This is a genomic window from Thalassoglobus sp. JC818 (genome assembly GCF_040717535.1).
Taxonomy (GTDB): domain Bacteria; phylum Planctomycetota; class Planctomycetia; order Planctomycetales; family Planctomycetaceae; genus Thalassoglobus.
Genome location: NZ_JBFEFI010000003.1, coordinates 625,909 through 643,206 on the forward strand (window position 1 = coordinate 625,909; position 17,298 = coordinate 643,206).

At 52.9% G+C, this 17,298-nt stretch carries 13 protein-coding genes; 11 read left to right on the forward strand and 2 right to left on the reverse strand.

The window, feature by feature from the left end:
• Positions 1 to 83: 83 nt before the first annotated feature.
• Positions 84 to 1,661, reverse strand: coding sequence for an aldehyde dehydrogenase (NADP(+)) (locus AB1L42_RS10315; protein WP_367054222.1), 1,578 nt, complete (start codon positions 1,659 to 1,661; stop codon positions 84 to 86).
• Positions 1,662 to 1,989: 328 nt separating this feature from the next.
• On the opposite strand from AB1L42_RS10315, the gene AB1L42_RS10320 reads away from it, so the two are divergent.
• From AB1L42_RS10320 to smpB, 11 genes are all read left to right on the forward strand, one after another.
• Positions 1,990 to 3,783, forward strand: a complete 1,794-nt coding sequence (locus AB1L42_RS10320) for an aspartate kinase (protein ID WP_367054225.1) — start codon at positions 1,990 to 1,992, stop codon at positions 3,781 to 3,783.
• 171 nt (positions 3,784 to 3,954) lie between these two features.
• The gene (locus tag AB1L42_RS10325) at positions 3,955 to 5,259 is read left to right on the forward strand and encodes a coproporphyrinogen-III oxidase family protein (RefSeq protein ID WP_367054228.1); all 1,305 of its coding nucleotides are present in this window, start codon (positions 3,955 to 3,957) and stop codon (positions 5,257 to 5,259) included.
• Positions 5,256 to 5,780 carry a tRNA (adenosine(37)-N6)-threonylcarbamoyltransferase complex ATPase subunit type 1 TsaE gene (gene tsaE / locus AB1L42_RS10330; protein WP_367054231.1) on the forward strand — a complete coding sequence of 175 codons (525 nt, stop codon included), beginning with the start codon at positions 5,256 to 5,258 and terminating at the stop codon, positions 5,778 to 5,780. The genes AB1L42_RS10325 and tsaE overlap by 4 nt, the downstream gene beginning before the upstream one ends.
• Positions 5,781 to 5,841: 61 nt before the next feature.
• Positions 5,842 to 7,122 carry a glucuronate isomerase gene (locus AB1L42_RS10335; protein WP_367054234.1) on the forward strand — a complete coding sequence of 427 codons (1,281 nt, stop codon included), beginning with the start codon at positions 5,842 to 5,844 and terminating at the stop codon, positions 7,120 to 7,122.
• 189 nt (positions 7,123 to 7,311) lie between these two features.
• On the forward strand, positions 7,312 to 8,985 hold the full coding sequence (locus AB1L42_RS10340) for a SpoIIE family protein phosphatase (RefSeq protein ID WP_367054237.1): 1,674 nt from the start codon (positions 7,312 to 7,314) through the stop codon (positions 8,983 to 8,985).
• A 353-nt stretch (positions 8,986 to 9,338) separates the two neighbouring features.
• Positions 9,339 to 10,916 (forward strand): Hsp70 family protein, encoded by a 1,578-nt coding sequence (locus AB1L42_RS10345; RefSeq protein ID WP_367054240.1) that lies wholly within the window; start codon positions 9,339 to 9,341, stop codon positions 10,914 to 10,916.
• Between the two features lie 59 nt (positions 10,917 to 10,975).
• The gene (locus tag AB1L42_RS10350; protein ID WP_367054243.1) at positions 10,976 to 12,016 is read left to right on the forward strand and encodes a hypothetical protein; all 1,041 of its coding nucleotides are present in this window, start codon (positions 10,976 to 10,978) and stop codon (positions 12,014 to 12,016) included.
• A gap of 59 nt (positions 12,017 to 12,075) precedes the next feature.
• Complete coding sequence (locus tag AB1L42_RS10355) at positions 12,076 to 13,785, forward strand: ATP-binding protein (RefSeq protein ID WP_367054246.1); 1,710 nt, start codon at positions 12,076 to 12,078, stop codon at positions 13,783 to 13,785.
• Between the two features lie 158 nt (positions 13,786 to 13,943).
• Positions 13,944 to 15,056: a DUF1080 domain-containing protein gene (locus AB1L42_RS10360; protein ID WP_367054249.1), complete on the forward strand. Its 1,113-nt coding sequence runs from the start codon at positions 13,944 to 13,946 to the stop codon at positions 15,054 to 15,056.
• 69 nt (positions 15,057 to 15,125) lie between these two features.
• Positions 15,126 to 15,848 (forward strand): glycosyltransferase, encoded by a 723-nt coding sequence (locus tag AB1L42_RS10365; protein WP_367054253.1) that lies wholly within the window; start codon positions 15,126 to 15,128, stop codon positions 15,846 to 15,848.
• A gap of 230 nt (positions 15,849 to 16,078) precedes the next feature.
• The gene (smpB, locus tag AB1L42_RS10370) at positions 16,079 to 16,576 is read left to right on the forward strand and encodes an SsrA-binding protein SmpB (protein WP_367054256.1); all 498 of its coding nucleotides are present in this window, start codon (positions 16,079 to 16,081) and stop codon (positions 16,574 to 16,576) included.
• Between the two features lie 88 nt (positions 16,577 to 16,664).
• Here the strand turns inward: smpB and AB1L42_RS10375 are convergent, their stop codons facing one another.
• Entirely contained in the window at positions 16,665 to 17,201 is a 537-nt protein-coding gene (locus AB1L42_RS10375; RefSeq protein WP_367054259.1) for a hypothetical protein, read from the reverse strand.
• Positions 17,202 to 17,298: the final 97 nt, after the last annotated feature.

Consider the following 17,298-nt stretch of genomic DNA (forward strand, 5'->3'; position numbering starts at 1 on the left):
TACGCGTGTCGGAGTTGCTGGATTTCAGGTGAAGAATTGATTCCTGAAATCCAGCGATCGTTCCGAAAGGCCAACGAGTACTCTTAGAGTGAGCGGTCAGTCCATTCACCATCGACGAAGCGTGACAGCCCGTCGATTGTGTTTTCGTCGCGGAGTGCTGGAGGAAGCCGGTGTGAGCGGACGTTGTCGTAGCACTCCAGGATGGCGAATCGCCGCAATGACGCGGGAATTCCGACAGCTGTGAACCCGGGATGACCAGTCGCTGGATATGGACCACCGTGATTCATGGCTGGGCTGACAGCCACACCAGTTGGCATTTTGTCGTTGAGCAGTCGACCGACGTGTCGGCGAAGTTCCCCTGCCAGACGATCATAGAGAGCATCGTCAGCGCCATTCGTTTCGGAATAGATGCAGCCGGTCAGATTGCCTTCCAGTTGTTCCGCGACAGCGATCACTTCCTCATCGGAATCGCAGACGACCAGCAAAGAGCTGTTTCCGAAAGCTTCTTCTTGGTGGCCAGCTGGGTCTTCAAGGAACTGTTTTCCTGTTGAACGAAGGAGGGTGTTGGCGAAGCAGCAACGTGACTCGTCGACTGGTTTGTTTCCGGTGACGATATGTGCTCCTGTGCGTTGAATCGCGACGATGCCAGCTCGCAGGCTTTGCTCGACACCTTCTCCGAGCAGAGTGCCGGCCGGTGCTTCCTCGAATTTTTTCGCCACAGCAGAGATGAACTGCTCAGCCTGATCGCCGGCGCGAAGCACGACGAGTCCCGGATTTGTGCAGAACTGTCCGGTCCCCATCAGGCAGCTTCCGACGAACTGTTCGACAAGGTCGTCGAGTCGTTCACTGAGTGCATTGGGCAGAATGAAGACGGGATTGATGCTCGACAGTTCGAGGTAGATGGGGTTTCCGCCTTTGTCTGCGGCTTCTTTCAGGAAGAGCCCCGCGTGTCGCGCGCCTGTGTATCCGGTGGCACCCAAGCGTTTGTCAGCGACAAGTCGGGCCCCGTCCTCGTGAGAGGTGCGGTAGACGAGTTGGACAAATCCTTTGGGCATGTTCGTCGTTTCGGCGGCGTGGGCAGCGGACTCGGCGAGAAGCTGAGTTGTGCGAGGATGAGCGGAATGACCTTTGGCGATCACAGGGTTTCCGGCCGCGACAGCAGCTGCGAAGTCCCCTCCCGCGATGCTGTTGAACGCGAGCGGAAAGTTGTTGGGACCAAAGACAGCGACTGGTCCGATTGGGCCGAGCATGGAGCGAATGTTGGTCTTGGTATCGATTGTGGGCAGCGTCCAGGCTCGATTTCGGGCGGCCTTCGCTGCCTGGCGGAGTTGGTCGATTGTGCGAACCATTTCCCCATCTTTCAGGCGAGGGGAAACCGGCAGTGCCGTCTCTTCGTTCGCAGCGGTGACAATGTCGTCGATGCGGGTTTCGATTTCGGCGGCGTAGGCTTCTAGAAAGTCTGCAAAGCGTTCCGGTTCGAAGTCGCGAACTTCTTTGAAAGCGGCGTGAGCAGCTTCAAGGGCTTCTTCAATTTCTTCCCAAGGACTGACTGGGAACTCTCCCGAAAGGACTTCTCGATTGGCCGGGTTGATTCGTGTAAAGGTCTTTGACCCTGTCGATGGACGCCATTCTCCGTTGATAAGAACTGGTTGAACGCTCATGAAGTTCGCTTTCGTGTTGGTTGTCGATGCCTTGAATCTTAAGACTAATCATCGTGGGGTCGAGTTTCGAGTCAGTGCCGACGGCGTATTCATCTAGGTAAACGGAACGAAAGTGAGGGATTCGCCCGGATGGACACTTCTTTGGTTTATGAATCAACGTCTGTGAATGTGAGCTGTTGGATGCCGGGTTTTCGGGATTCTCGCAGGAATGCAGAACGATTCTGGGGAATTCTCGCGAAACAATGGTCGACCGAACTCCTTTGGCTTTGATACGCTTCCGAATTCCACAGATTGTTGTCCCCACACTCAGAGATTCCGAGGCGTTTCCGTGTCGATCATTGTTCAGAAGTTCGGAGGAACCAGCGTTGCCAATGCGGAAAAGATCCGTGCTGCCGCAGAACGAGCCGTTGCGGCTCACCGTAATGGACATCAAGTGGTAATGGTGGTTTCCGCTCGCGGAAAGAAGACGGATGAACTGGTCCAACTGGCAGGAGAGTTGAGCGAATCTCCCGCTGCGAGAGAGATGGACATGCTGCTGTCGACCGGGGAGCAGGAATCGGTCGCGCTGATGTCGATGGCGATTCATTCCATGGGAGAAAAGGCTGTCAGTCTCACCGGCGGTCAGATCGGAATTGTCACCGACTCGACATTTTCGAAGGCGCGGATTCAGTCGATTTCGACGGATCGGATTCGTCGTCATCTCGATGCTGGGGAAATTGTTGTCGCGTGCGGGTTTCAGGGGATTGACGCTCTTTCAAACATCACGACGCTCGGACGCGGCGGAAGCGATACAACAGCGACTGCACTGGCTGCTGCACTTCAGGCAGATGAGTGTCAGATTTATACGGATGTGGAAGGAGTCTTCACGACTGATCCGCGTGCGGTGGATGAGGCGCGGAAGATTGAACAGCTTTCGTATGACGAAATGCTTGAACTGGCGAGCCTCGGTGCGGGCGTGATGCACTCTCGATCGATTGAGTTTGCTAAGAAGTTTCGTGTTCCGCTGCGGGTCAGGCCGTCGTTTAATGACGGGATGGGAACACTCATCGCAACTGCTGGTGAAGACCGAACGGTGACGGGTTTGGCTCTGGCCAAGAATGAAGCGCGAGTCACACTCGATGATTTGCCGGATGAACCGGGAGTGATGAGCACAATCTTCTCGTGTCTTTCGGACAGGAAGATTCCGATCGACATGGTCGTTCAGAACGTCGCTTCGAACGGCAAAGCCGAGGTCACATTCACCGTTCCTGAAGGAGATCTCGCGGAGACGCTGACCGCTGCCAATACGGCGATTGAACGGATCGGAGCAGGAACGATTCGCAGTGGAACTAACGTTGCAAAGGTCTCTGTCGTCGGAAGTGGAATGCAGTTCCACTCGGGCGTTGCAGCGCAGCTGTTTCAGATTCTTGCAGCACAGAACATCAACCTTGAGATGATTACGACGAGCGAGATCAAGGTTTCTGTGCTTGTGGCACGTGATCAGTGCCAGGAAGCTTTGCAGGCTGTGCATCGCGGTTTCCGGATGAATGCTGGTGATACCCACGTGCCAGCTGTGGGCTCCAAGGTGGCTCGTTCGGTCGAGCAATCGACAGCGAGCGAAGACGAGTTGCTCTCGCGAATCGTGGGGCGGTTGTCCAGCATGGAAGACATTGTCGTCAGCGAGATCACGCTCGACGAATCTCAATCGCGAATCACTCTGCATCACCTTCCGGACGTGCCGGGAACTTGCGCGAAATTGTTCCACGCGGTCGCTGACGGGAATGTGATGGTCGATATGATCGTGCAGAACATCAGCAACAGTGGTCACGCGGAAGTTTCGTTCACCGTGCCTCGAAGCGAAGTGGAACGCTGCATCGAACTTGTTGATCAGGTGCGAGCTGACTGGGAGGAATCAACAGTCACTCATGAAGCAGAGATCGCGAAGCTGAGCGTGTCAGGGATTGGCCTGCGGACTCACACAGGTGTCGGCGACAAGATGTTCCGAGCCCTTTCGGAGGCTGGAATCAATATCCAGATGATCAATACCAGTGAAATCCGCATGAGTGTCGTGGTCGACGCGAATCAGGGACAATCGGGGCTGCAGGCGCTTCAGGCAGTGTTTGGGCTGAAGGACGAACGCTGATTGCGGCGATTCGGGATTTCGACTCGAAGTCGACCGTGGCTCATCATATACTTGAGCAGCCACATTGAATGAACGCATTCGCACTCAATTCGCTCATTGCGAAGATGTTGAGTCAGCGAGTTTCCGCAATTGCAACGCGATTCATCAAACCGCGATCGTACGGGATACAGCATGAGCAGCGAGACGACGACTGAAGTTGGTAGTTACTTTGTCTCGAACTATCCACCTTTTTCCCAATGGAAGAAGGACAATCGGCACCAGTTTCTGGATGCTCTCGAGAAAGAGCCTGATCGCTCAATTCCGATGGGGATGTATCTGCATATTCCCTTTTGCCGGAAGCGGTGCAAGTTCTGTTACTTTCGGGTCTATACACAACAGAACGCCGAGACGATCAAGAACTACGTCGACACTCTCGACAAGGAAGTTCGACTTCTTCGAGACAAGCCCGCAATCGCGGATCGCGTTCTGAAGTTCGTCTACTTTGGAGGCGGAACTCCGTCTTACCTGAGTGCGAAGCAACTGTTGATGTTACGGGAGCGACTCAGTGAGTCTGTCTCCTGGGACAACGCAGAAGAAGTCACTTTCGAGTGTGAGCCGGGAACGCTGAGTCTCGAAAAGGTGCAAACGCTCAAAGAGATCGGAGTGACACGCGTTTCGTTGGGGGTGGAGAACTTCAACGATGCCATTCTCGAAGAGAACGGACGGGCGCACCTTTCACCGGAAATTCTGCGAGCCTACGACTGGATTCAGCAAGTTGGTTTCCCACAGGTGAACATCGACTTGATCGCGGGGATGGTCGGAGAGACCGACGAAAACTGGCACAAGTGCGTTGAAAAGGCTCTTGAGATGGAGCCGGACAATCTGACGATCTATCAGATGGAATTGCCATTCAATACTGTCTATTCGAAAGAGATTCTCGAAGAGGGTGCTGCGTCTCCCGTCGCTGACTGGCCGACCAAGCGTCGCTGGGCGAGTGAAGCGATTGATCGATTCCTGTCCGCTGGGTACCAGCTTTCCAGCGGAAACGAGTTGGTTAAGAACATTGATACGGACCGTTTCGTGTACCGCGACAATCTCTTCCGCGGAAGTGACATCGTGGCGGTCGGTGTTTCGAGCTTCGGTCATTTGCAGGGTGTGCACTACCAGAACAAAGATGAGCTCAACGACTACATCTCCACAGTTCAAGCTGGTGAATTGCCTGTGAATCGGGCGATGACTCCGACTTCTCATCAGAAGCTGATTCGCGAGTGGATCTTGCAGATGAAAGAGGGTCGCGTTGCTGTTGAGCCATTCAAAGCCAAGTTTGGAGTCGACCCGCTCGTCGAGTTTGCAGAACCGCTGTCGAACCAGCAGGTCGCAGGGTATCTGACGGTCGAGGAAGAAGAGGTTCGTCTTACTCGAAAAGGTCTGCTTCAGGTCGACAGCCTGCTGACGGAATACTTCGAAGAACAGCATCGCGAAGTTCGCTACACATGACCGAAAATCGTGATCAGGACCGGCCAGCTCGGGAGGTCCGAATTGTTTCGAGTGACAGCCTGGAACAAACTCAGGAGTTTGGTCGACTCTTCGCGACTGTGCTGCGAGAAGGCATGGTCGTCGCGCTGATTGGTGATCTGGGGGCTGGGAAAACTCATCTCGTTCAGTCGATTGCCGAAGCTTGTGGGGCAAATCGTGAGGATGTGAGTAGTCCGACGTTTGTTCTGATCCAGGAATACGACACGGCGATCCCGATCTGTCACATTGATGCGTACCGTCTCGGGGATGTCGATGAGTTTCTTGAACTCGGCGCAGATGAGCTTCTGGGAGGCGATTATCTCTGTCTGATTGAATGGGCTGATCGTGTGGAAGAGGCTTTGCCGCGAGATCAGATTCGAGTTGAAATCGTTCCCACTTCGGAAACCGGACGCCAGATACGCATCACTGCTGCGTCGTCTCTTTTGGACCAGTTGGAACAGAAGCTTGACGGTTCATCGATTTCTCTCGTCAGGAACGGTTGAAGTCCGTTCGATCGTTGGCGACACTGACAGCGACTCGATTCTTGGTGGAAAGTAGCATTTCATGACGACTGCTCTTACGAAGACGCTCTTTGACGAACTCGAACAGCTTGTTCTGATCGACCCGCACACACACATCAATCCGTTGTCAGCTCCTTCAGAGACGCTGGCGGATATCCTCGGGTATCACTATTACACCGAGCTTGCTCACTCGGCCGGGCTTGCGAAATCACAAATCGAAGAGGAAGGACTCGACCCCAAAACGAAGGTCGGTCGACTCATCGAGAAGCTGAGTGATCTCGACAACACTATTCAGGTGTCGTGGCTATTGGAAATCTGTCGGGAGTTCTTTGACTTCAAGGACGACCGAATCACGACCGACAACTGGGAAGCACTCTACGACACTGCTCAGCAGAAGTTTGCTCAGGAAGGTTGGGAACAACACGTTCTACAGCACAGCAAGCTGGAGAAAGTGTTCCTGACGAATGACTTCGACGATCCGCTCGAAGGGTTTGATACGAACGTCTATATTCCTTGTTTGCGAACTGACGATCTCGTCTTTCACTTCTTGAAGAAGTCGGTTCGGAATCGACTCAACGAGGCTTCGGGAATTGAAGTTGGTGATGCGACAACTTTCCGCGAAGCGATCGGCAAACTGTTCACTAAGTTTGTCGAGAAGAATGCCAAAGCGTGTGCGATCTCGATTCCGCCGAGTTTCTCTCCGGCCAAAGTCGATGCTGGTGCAGCTGCTGCGGTGATTAAACGAACGATTCGAGGCCAGCGGTTGACGAGTGCCGAACAGGAAATGCTTTCCTCATTCGTCTTCTGGACCATCGCGGAGCACTGCCAGGAACATAAGCTCCCGTTCGATTTAATGATTGGAGTTAATCGTCGAGTCTACGAAAACGGCGTCTATCAGGGACAGGATCTGTTCGACAAGCGGGTTTCTCTCATTCAGTATCAACAGCTGTTCAACGCGTTTCCCGATGTGACATTTCCAATCTCTGTGCTGGGCAGCACGAGCAATCAGGAACTGGTCAGTTACGCGTGGATTTTCCCGAATGTCGTGACGAACGGGCACTGGTGGTACTCGAATATCCCGACGTATATTGAACTCGATACGCGAAGTCGTCTGGAAGCTGTGCCCCGAAATAAGCAAGTCGGATACTACAGCGATATGTACAAGCTGGAGTTCGCGTTGCCGAAATTCCGGATGTATCGTCAAACGTTGGCACACGTGCTGGCGAATGATTTTGTCGAGAAGCGAGGTTGGTCAGAAGAGCAGGCGCTCGGTCTGGGCAAGCAAGTGTTGCGAGGAAACGTTGAGTCGATCTTCAACGTCTAAGAGGTGCTTAGGATGAGCAGCAATGGAATTACCGTTGGCTCATTTCCTTCGTGATCAATTGCAGCCTCCGTCTCGAGCATTTTCGGGCTGGTTTGCACGAACTCGCGCGAGCAAACCGAGTCAACGCTGAGTGAAACCGTTCAGGCGAGTCCACAGCAAAGACATATTGCTCACGGAAAGTCGAGTCTCATGGACAAATTGGTCTTACTGCAAGATGGTCAGGCGACACCCTTTGAAATCTCCAAAGACGAGATGGTCATCGGCCGTCTTCCTGAGTGTGAGATTCAGCTGCCCTCGAACATGGTGTCTCGAACTCATGCGAAAGTGATTCGCAAGGGTGACGAAGTTCTCATCGAAGATCTCGGAAGCGGCAACGGAACGTTTCTGAATGGGAAGAGAATTGAAGCCGCCACTCCGCTCAAGGGCAACGACCGATTGAAATTCGGCCCGATCCTGATGCGGTTCGATACCGATCGTGTCTCCGACGATGATTCCAGTTCCGTCCTTCGACATGCTGAAGGATTCAATCAGGTTGAGATTCACGAACAGGACGACGGGTCTTCTACCATCGTCAACTCCCTCGACAGCAAACTCGTCGGAGGGATTTTTGATTCTCGCCCGCAGGACAAGTTAAAGGCTGTCCTTGAGATCAGTCGCAGCCTGGCTGGAACGCTCGATGTTGAGTCGCTGCTGCCCAAAATTCTTGACAGCCTCTTCTCAATTTTCCCGGCTGCCGATCGCGGGTGCATTTTGCTGCGTGATGCACAATCGGGGAGAATGACACCGCGTGCGATGAAGCATCGACGCGAAGGCGAAGATGCGACGGTCAAATTGAGTCGAACGATCTTGAACTCCGTGCTCGAAGAGAAGAAAGCAATTCTCTCAGCGGATGCGGCCAGCGACTCTCGGTTTGATGCGAGTGAGTCGATCTCAGCCCTGACAATTCGATCGATGATGTGCGTGCCGATGCTCGACATGCAGGGTGATCCGGTTGGAGTGATCAACATCGACACTCAGAATCCGGTCATGCAGTTCAAGAATGAAGACCTTGAGATCATGATGGCTGTCGCCAGCCAGGCAGCTAATAACTTTGAAACGGCTCGTCTGCTGGATGCGTTCGTCGAAAAGCAAAAGCAAGACAGCGAGATGGATATCGCCCGGAATGTGCAGCATGCACTGCTTCCGGAAGCATTTCCCGAAATCAGCGAATACCAGTTCTTCGCCTCGTATGAGTCTGCGCAGGCCGTTGGCGGAGACTATTACGATGTGATCCCGACGAAAGACGGGAAAATCTGGTTGGCCTTCGGTGATGTCGCTGGGAAAGGTGTTCCAGCATCGCTGGTGATGTCGCGAATGTCGAGCGTTGTCCGCAGCACGAGCGAATTCGTCACCGATGCTGGGGAAGCTGTCGCAGCGATCAACGAGCACATGTGCGCGAAAGCGGTTGAAGGGCGATTCGTCACATTTGTTCTGACAATTCTTGACACCGTCAATCATTCAATGTCTGTCGTGAACGCCGGGCACATGTCCCCGATGATTCGCAAGGTTGATGGCACGATTGAAGAGTTTGATGACGATTCGATTGGGGTTCCGATTGGAGTTCTGGAGAGTTTTCCCTTCGAGAAGCGGGAGAGGAAACTCGAACCCGGGGAGACAGTCGTTCTGTTCACGGACGGTGTCAGTGAGGCGATGAATCCGAACTCGGATCTGTACGGATCGGAACGCCTTCGGGAAGTCATTTCAGAACATACCGACGATGCGGAAGAGCTCGGACGAGCGATCCGTGAAGATGTGAAGAAGCACGCGGATGGCCGTCCACAGAACGATGACATCACGCTCATGGTGTTCGGTCGAAATCGATGATGACTCGTTCAGTCCGCGTTTTCCGTCTGATGTTCGGGTGAGCCGTGGAAAGCTGTGGCGGGAATGCAACATCGAGCAAAGTCGAACAGAGAGTTGGGATTGTGCCGGAAAGGCTGCGGAGAATGGAGGCTTTGGGGGACTTCTCCGGATTGATAGGCAATCGCTTGAATGATGTCATGTGTCACGTCAGAATGATGTCAGATTGAAACAATTGAAATCTGTGTTGCCGATGGAGTGTCGAACTCGGAAGAAGTTCTTTCTTGCGAGTGCTCGATCGTTCGTTTCTTTCGACCTCCTCTTCACTTTGATCCAGTCAACAACTTCGAAGACAAACTACGAGCAAAGGCAGACTTATGGAAATCCTTCCAGGGAATACAGTTGGAATCGATTTGGGAACAACGTACTCAGCGATTTCGCAAATGGATGCTGAAGGACATCCAGTCTCGATCTCGAATGCAGATGGAAAGACCATTACTCCATCCGTGGTCATTCTTGGCGAAGGGGGAAAAGTGATCGTCGGTCCCAGCTACGAGCGGATGTCGATCGAAGACCCTCGCAATATTGTCGAAGCCATCAAACGTCAGATGGGCAACAAAGACTTCTTCATCGTCTACAACGACAAGAAGCTGACGCCCGAGTTTGTTTCTGCGTTGATTCTGAAGAAGCTGAAGCAGGACGCCGAACAATCAATCGGTCCGATCGCGAACGCTGTTGTCACTGTTCCCTATTACTTCAACGATGTTCGACGCAAAGCAACGCAGGATTCCGGAAAGATCGCCGGGATCAATGTCATCGACATCATTAACGAACCAACGGCAGCGACTCTTGCCTATGCCTGGCAGAAGGGACACCTCGGACGCCCTGACGCCTTTGACGGCGAACGAACCATCATGGTTTACGACCTTGGTGGAGGAACGTTCGACGTGACCGTTGTGCGATACACTGCGACTACATTCAACGTGCTCGCGACCGATGGAGACGTGATGCTCGGCGGACTCGACTGGAGCCGACGAATTGTTGACCACATCGCCGAAGAGTTCCATCGTCGCCACGGGGAAGATCCTCGTGAAGACTCCGAAACGTTGATGCAATTGACTCAGGAATGTGAGCAAGCCAAGCGTGACCTCAGTGAACGTGCTCAAATTCCAATCACCGCGAACTACAAAGGCAAGAGCTACACTCACGCTTTGACTCGCGGTGAGTTCGAAAGACTCACCGGCGATCTCATGCAGCGAACTCGTGACACAACCGAGTTGGTGATGCAACAGGCCGGTGTGGGTGTTGGGGAACTCGACGAGGTGGTCCTCGTCGGCGGTTCGACCTATATGCCAGTCGTTGAAACGATGCTTCGTGAAGTGACCGGGAAAGAGCCTTCTCGTGAAGTGACTCCGGAAGAAGCGGTTTCGCAGGGAGCTGCGATTCATGCTGCCATTCTCGAAGCAACCGCAACTGGTGGCGGAAGTCGACTGGGCAAAGCGGTCATCACGCGATTGCGTTCGGTCTCGGCGACAGACGTCAACTCTCACTCACTCGGCGTGAAGATCAGCGATCCGAAGGACAAGTCACGGAAGCTGAATCACATCATGATTCCGAAGAACTCTTCGCTTCCGATGGAAGTCTCTCAACGATTCAAGACGAACAAAGAAAACCAGCAGCGAGTGCATGTCTGCGTGCTCGAAGGCGATGCTTCCGATCCCGATGCCTGCACGACGATCGGTGATTTCCGTATCGTGAACCTGCCTCCAAATCTCCCTGCGGGATCGCCAGTTGAGATCACTTACAGCTACGACAAGAACGGTCGATTCTCGGCACGAGCTGTCGAACTGGTGAGCAATACTGAAGCGAAAACGGAGATTGTGCGAGACTCCGGATTGAACGAAGACAATGTGAACGCGTTTGAAGTGTTGGCGAATGAGTATCAAGTCGAGTAGAAACTGACGAACTCATCGTTCGAAAATCATCGACGAATCTCATCAGCCGCGAGTGAAAAATGGATGTTTATAAAGAATGGCTCGGCATTCCGGAGGGAGCCCGTCCTCCGGATCATTACGAGTTGCTGCGAGTTGCACAGTTTGAAGATGACACCGACAAAATTCGTGCACACTACAAGAAGCTGAATGCACACGTTCGGAAGTATGCCACAGGGCAGTATTCCGTTCAGTCTCAAGAGCTTTTGAATGAGCTTGCGAAGGCGATGTTGTGCCTGACCGATCCCGGTCGTAAACGCGACTACGATGAAGGCCTCGGCCGAGAATTCGAAGCTGCCGTCGACGAGTTTGGTCGTCAACCAGTGCTGGACGTTTTGGTCCAGCAGGGAGACATCACACGCGATCAGCAGCGTGAAATCGAAGAGTTCGCAGATCGACGAGGTCTCTCTCATCGTGATGCCGCCGTGCAGATGAAACTCGTGAAGCCGGAAAAGGCTGCCCAGGCGTTGGCTTGTCAGCTTGGATACTCCTTCGTCGATCTGGAAGACATGCTTCCGGAAGATGACGTACTCGATCTGGTTCCGCGGGCGATGGTGAAACGGAATTCGTTCATTCCATTGTTTGTGGATGACGGGCGATTGCTGATTGCCTGTGTCGATCAGCCGGAGCACGAAGTCGAAGAAGAGCTTCAGATTCGCTCCGGTGTGCCTGTTCGACCGGTCATCGTCACGCCACGTTCGATCAATCAGGCGATTGCCCAGTACTACGCACCGGGAATGCGCGACGAAGCCAAACTCTCTAGCGAGTCTTCAGAGTCGTCGTCGAAATCAAGTTCAAAGAAGTCCGGCAAGAAAGATTCAAAATCGAGTGCGTCGAAAGATTTCGCTCAACTGACTCCGTCCGAGAAGAAAGAGCGTCGCCAATACGGAATTCTTTTCATGTGTTGGAGTGTTCTGATTCCGATGCTGCCGGTGATTTTCAAGTTTGTCTCGCCCACACTCGCGCTGAAGCTGGCCTGGTATCCGGATCTGGTGTCTTACATTCTCACCGGACTGGTTGCCCCGGCGACGGTATATTGGATCACCCAGAAATACTGGAAGTGATGAGCTGAGTGTGTCTTGAAAGAGGCGAGTGAACGTCTCGATGCGAAGGAGGTAAGGCCGTGTTCGAAGCGACTCTTCTGGTCATTCAAGGACCTGACCAGGGAAGCCGCATTGACCTGGGCAAGCCTCCAGTTCGCATTGGACGTGGTGTGCAGAACGACGTCCGAATTCTCGACAAAGAAATGTCGAGACAACATGCCGTCTTTCAATGGGATGGCGAGACGTGGGTCATCAACGACCGCAACAGCTCGAACGGAACGTTCGTCAATGGCATGCTGGTCGATGGAGCCCGACTCCGCCGCGGCGATCAGATTCAAATGGGGAGAACAATTTTCCTGTTCTCAGCAGAGATCCCGGAGATTGCTTCTTCAGCGAGTAGCCAGATCCATCTGATCGGACAGCGAGGCGGTCAGGACAACTCTCGAATCGTCAGTCAGGCGACTCCCGATGCATCGCACTTATCTGTCGGTCGTGAGCAGGCCGGGGCCAATCTGCAGATCCTATATCAAATCACTGAAGAAGCTGTCCGACCGACGTCCACGTGTGAAGAGCTTCTTGAGCGAATTCTGCAACTGACATTGGATGCTGTGGGTGCGGATCGCGGTTGTATTCTCGTCACGGATTCAAGAACGGATCGGATTGAGCCCCGAGTCGTCAGCTACCGGCACGGAGTCGACAGCACTGAGCGAATGCCGATCTCGACGACTATCGTTGAGTATGTCATTCAGCACGGTCAGGGGGTCAGGACGACCGACGCTCAGAGAGACTCCCGTTTTGACGGTGGGCAAAGCATCATGCAAGCTGGAATTCGGGAAGCGATGTGCGTTCCGATGCGAGGTCGGTATGAATTGATGGGGGTCATTTATGTGGACACGAACAGTGTCAACAGCCTCGGGATGGAGATGACTCAACTCAGTCTGAATCGATTCAACGATCACTTGTTGCGGTTGCTGTTAGCGATTGGCCGTCAGTCCGCTTTGGCTCTAGAGAATCTTCGCTATCAGGAATCGATGATTTCGGCGGAGCGTCTGGCTGCTGTCGGCCAGACGGTGGCGATCATGAGCCATCACATCAAGAACATTCTTCAGGGAGTCCGCGGCGGAAGCTATCTTGTTGATATGGGACTCAAGGATGAGAACCTCGAATTGGTCCAAAAGGGCTGGGGCATCGTCGAGCGGAATCAGGATCGAATTTACAATCTCGTGATGGACATGCTGACGTTCAGTAAGGAACGCGATCCGAAGCTGGAATTTGTTTCGATCAAAGACGTTATCAACGATGTCTGTGAACTCATGGAAAAACGACTTGAGGATCGCGGAATTCAACTTGTCGTCGATGTGCCTGAGGACCTCCCGAAATCGATGGTTGACCCGGAAGGTTTCCATCGGGCGATTCTGAATTTCGTCGTCAATGCGATCGATGCTCTTGAGGACCAAGAGGAACCGCTGTTGACGATGCGGTGTCGCTATCAGGAGTCGGATGAAACTTTCCAACTCGATATCGAAGACAACGGGACCGGCATCGATCCCGTGGACATGCCGAAACTGTTCAGTCTGTTCGAATCGAGTAAGGGGTCTGCGGGGACCGGTCTGGGATTATCGGTCAGTCGCAAAGTTCTCAGGGAGCACGGAGGAGAGATTACGCTGGACAGCGAAATCGGGAAGGGAACCTGTTTTCATCTCGTGTGGCCGTTTATCAAAGATGATCAGGTGAGCAAGGAAGACTCGCAGCCCGAACCTCCCCCGAGTGGATCAACCATGTTACCGTGACTTTTCCGGAACTTGGAAGAATATCGATTCGAGAATTCCTTCCGGGTGAAGTCGAGAAAATGAAAAAAACAGACGAGAATCAAAGACTTCCGGTGCATTCACTCACCGCCAGGAAATAGGCTGTATGCATCGAATCTGAAGTCGCTTAAGGAGCACTCATGAACTACGCGTGGTCGTTACTGGTTGTGATGTGTGGGATCTTGCTGTCAAGTTCCGCACTGTTGGCTGCGGATGACAAAGATGGCCCAGTTTACACCAATCCGTCTGAAGTCGACCTCGACTATCACTTTCAGGGTGAGTATCGGGGATGGCAGCGTGCGCAACCAACATCACGAAGTTCCGAACCGGTTGCTTTGCAGGTTGTTGCCCTTGGTGACGGAAAATTTTCGGGTGTGAAGTTTTACGGTGGCTTGCCTGGTGAAGGCTGGTTTGGTGGTGATCGTTTCGAGATTGACGGACAGCTCGAAGGAGATGTCGTTGTTCTGCATGGCGAGCAGTACGACATCGAGGTCGATGGAGACCGCGCTTTAGTGTTCACGAAAGATGGTCGCGAGGCTGGCGAACTGATCAAGACCTATCGCGTGAGTCCAACGATGGGGGCATCGCCTCCTCCCGGGGCCATTGTCCTCTTCGACGGAGAGCCAACTGAACACTTCAAGAGTCCTGTGTTGACCGACGATGGACTTTTGAATGCTGGAACAGAAACAACCGAAGGGTTCCGTGACTTCCGATTGCATGGGGAGTTTCGAATTCCTTACAAGCCTATGGCGCGTGGCCAAGCTCGTGGCAATAGCGGTTTCTATCTTCAGAGCCGATACGAAGTTCAGGTTCTTGATTCATTCGGTCTGGAAGGAATTGAGAACGAGTGCGGGGCGCTGTACCGAACTCGCCGTCCGGACGTCAACATGTGCCTGCCTCCACTAACCTGGCAGACGTACGATATCGATTTGACCTCTCCGCGATTCGATGAAGATGGCAACAAGGTTTCGAATATGCGCATCAGTGTTTGGCACAACGGAGTGCTCATCCACAACAACGCAGAGATCGAAAACAAAACCGGAGCGGGGAAAGCTGAAGGCGAGTTGAGGCTTCCAACGAAACTTCAGGATCACCAAAACCCAGTCGTCTACCGAAATATCTGGCTGGTCGAAAAAGATCAGGAGAGCCCATCGCGAAAGTCTTGGGTGAAGACAAACGTAAAGGTTCCTCCCGTTCCGATTTCCTTCTTTCGATCGCCTCTAAACAGTCCCAACATGACATATGGAAACTGATCTCAGCACGTCGTTTCTCTGGTCGGTATTTCTGGGGCGGACTTTCATCATTTGTTGAAAGTGTTGGCAATGGACTCGACGCGGCCGCGAGTTTCTTTTGTGATTCCTGCACGGAATGAAGAACTGCTGATCGCGTCAACCATTTTTGCAATCGCCCAATCTGTTGTTCCCTGCTCAGTTTCGTCGGAAGTGATTGTCGTTAACGACGGGTCGATCGACGAAACAGCGGGCATTGCAAGAGACTGTGGTGCGCGGGTGATTGATGTGCAGCTGCACAATATTGCGGCTGTTCGGAATGCGGGTGCCGAAGTCGCTTCCGGTGAGATTCTGATTTTTGTCGATGCAGATACGTTGATGAATTCGGAGTGTCTGCAAGGCATACTCGAGGCTGTCGAGAACGGAGCTGTCGCTGGCGGATCAGCAGTTGAGTTCGATCAGCGGACAAGTCGGCTTCAGCGAATGATGGCGAAGAGCTTTCTGTTCATCTGGCAGCGTGTGTTTGGTTACGCCTGCGGATGTTGCCTGTTCGCGAGGAGTGATGTCTTTGCAGAGATTGGCGGCTTCGATCCCAGCTATCTGGCGTCTGAAGAGAGGCCATTTTCACGGTCGATGAAAAAGAAGGGCTCGTTCGTTCTCACTCGACAGCCTGTGCTGACGTCGTCAAGAAAGTTTCGACTCTATTCATCATGGCATCTGACGAAAGTCTTGTTCCGGTCGCTGTTTCTCGGGAAGTACCGCGACCGTGAGGAATTGGGCGTCTTCTACGATGCTCCCCGCGAGTCGGAGACCTAGGACATTCTCGAATTTCGTTTGCACTGACTCGCACGAGCAAATTCTGCTTTTCAACAAGTGAGAACGCGCAAGCGAGTGCACTGGACAGAGCAACTTGCTCTAGCTCAGGGAGGCTGGAATAAAAGGCTTGAGCGTCGGAGTCTCTGCTTGATGGTTGAAAAGCGTATTGGGGAGGCTTCACGAGTTCGGCGTGTCGTCCTACTATTGGGGATTGACCTGGAAGGAACGTCATGGCCAGCAAGAAATCGAAGAAGAAAAAGACACCTGCGGTAGATCCAAACTCTCGCACGATCTGTCGGAATCGTCGTGCGCGTCATGACTACGAAATCGTCGAAGAACTCGAGTGCGGCATTGTCCTGACAGGGAGTGAAGTGAAGAGCATTCGGGACAATAAAGTCACGATCGATGAAGGCTTTGCCCGCATTCAGAATGGGGAACTGTGGCTCATCAACTGCGACATTGCTGAGTATCCCCAAGCGACGTATTTAAATCATGAGCGCAGACGAGAGCGGAAGCTGCTCCTCAGACGGAGAGAGTTTCGAAAGTTCGCAGAATCGGCCGGGCATGATGGAATGACGTTGATTCCACTTTCGATGTACTTCACACGCGGGCTTGTGAAGGTCACGATCGGGGCTGCGCGCGGACGTAAGAAGTACGATCAGCGAGACAAGCTGAAAAGCAACCAAGCTCGGAGAACGATGCAGGAAGCGATGCGAAAGAAGTACTGAGTTCGCAAAGATGCTTTCGTGTGTTGTTCCGAGTTCTTCGGGTTTCGCTGTGATTGTCGAGTGAATACTGAGCGATCAGCAAGCGAATTTACTCGGGAAGAAAGCCGCGTTCGCGAAGTTCCTGAATGTTTCCCGGTGCACTGTCCATGATGCGAGAGACGGTGTATTTGAAGACTGCTGCCCCGCCGAGTCCATGAGGAGCGGTGAGAATCGCTACACGGTCTTCTTCTTCGGTGTCGAGTCGCTTGTTCAATCTCGACACAACTTCTTCGATACTATCGCTAAGAAGTTCAGGCTGTTGCTGCGTGTTTTCGAGTTTCAAATTTGAGAATGCCGCCGAGCGGGCCATGAGAAAGTCAATCATGCCGCCGAATTGATCGCTCTCAAAAAAGTTGCGAAACTCCGGAGGTGCATTGTGTGGAGAGATGATGAGAGGACGATTGACTTTCACACAACCTCGGCGGACTTCCACAAGTCCGTCAGATTCCTCACTGTCTGTGACGAGGTAGTATTCGAGGTCGCTGGCACCGAACGTGAACAGAGAATAGGGCACGGACCGGACGATCTCGACCTGTTTCCAGAGGTGATGGAAGTTCTGTTCTCGATGAAAATCGTAGTCATTCATGGCTGTAGTTGAGTGAATTGAGTTTCGGCTCACAAGTCCGCAACGTCTTGACAACAGTCGCATCGCCCATACAACACGTCTCAAGACAATGATGTCA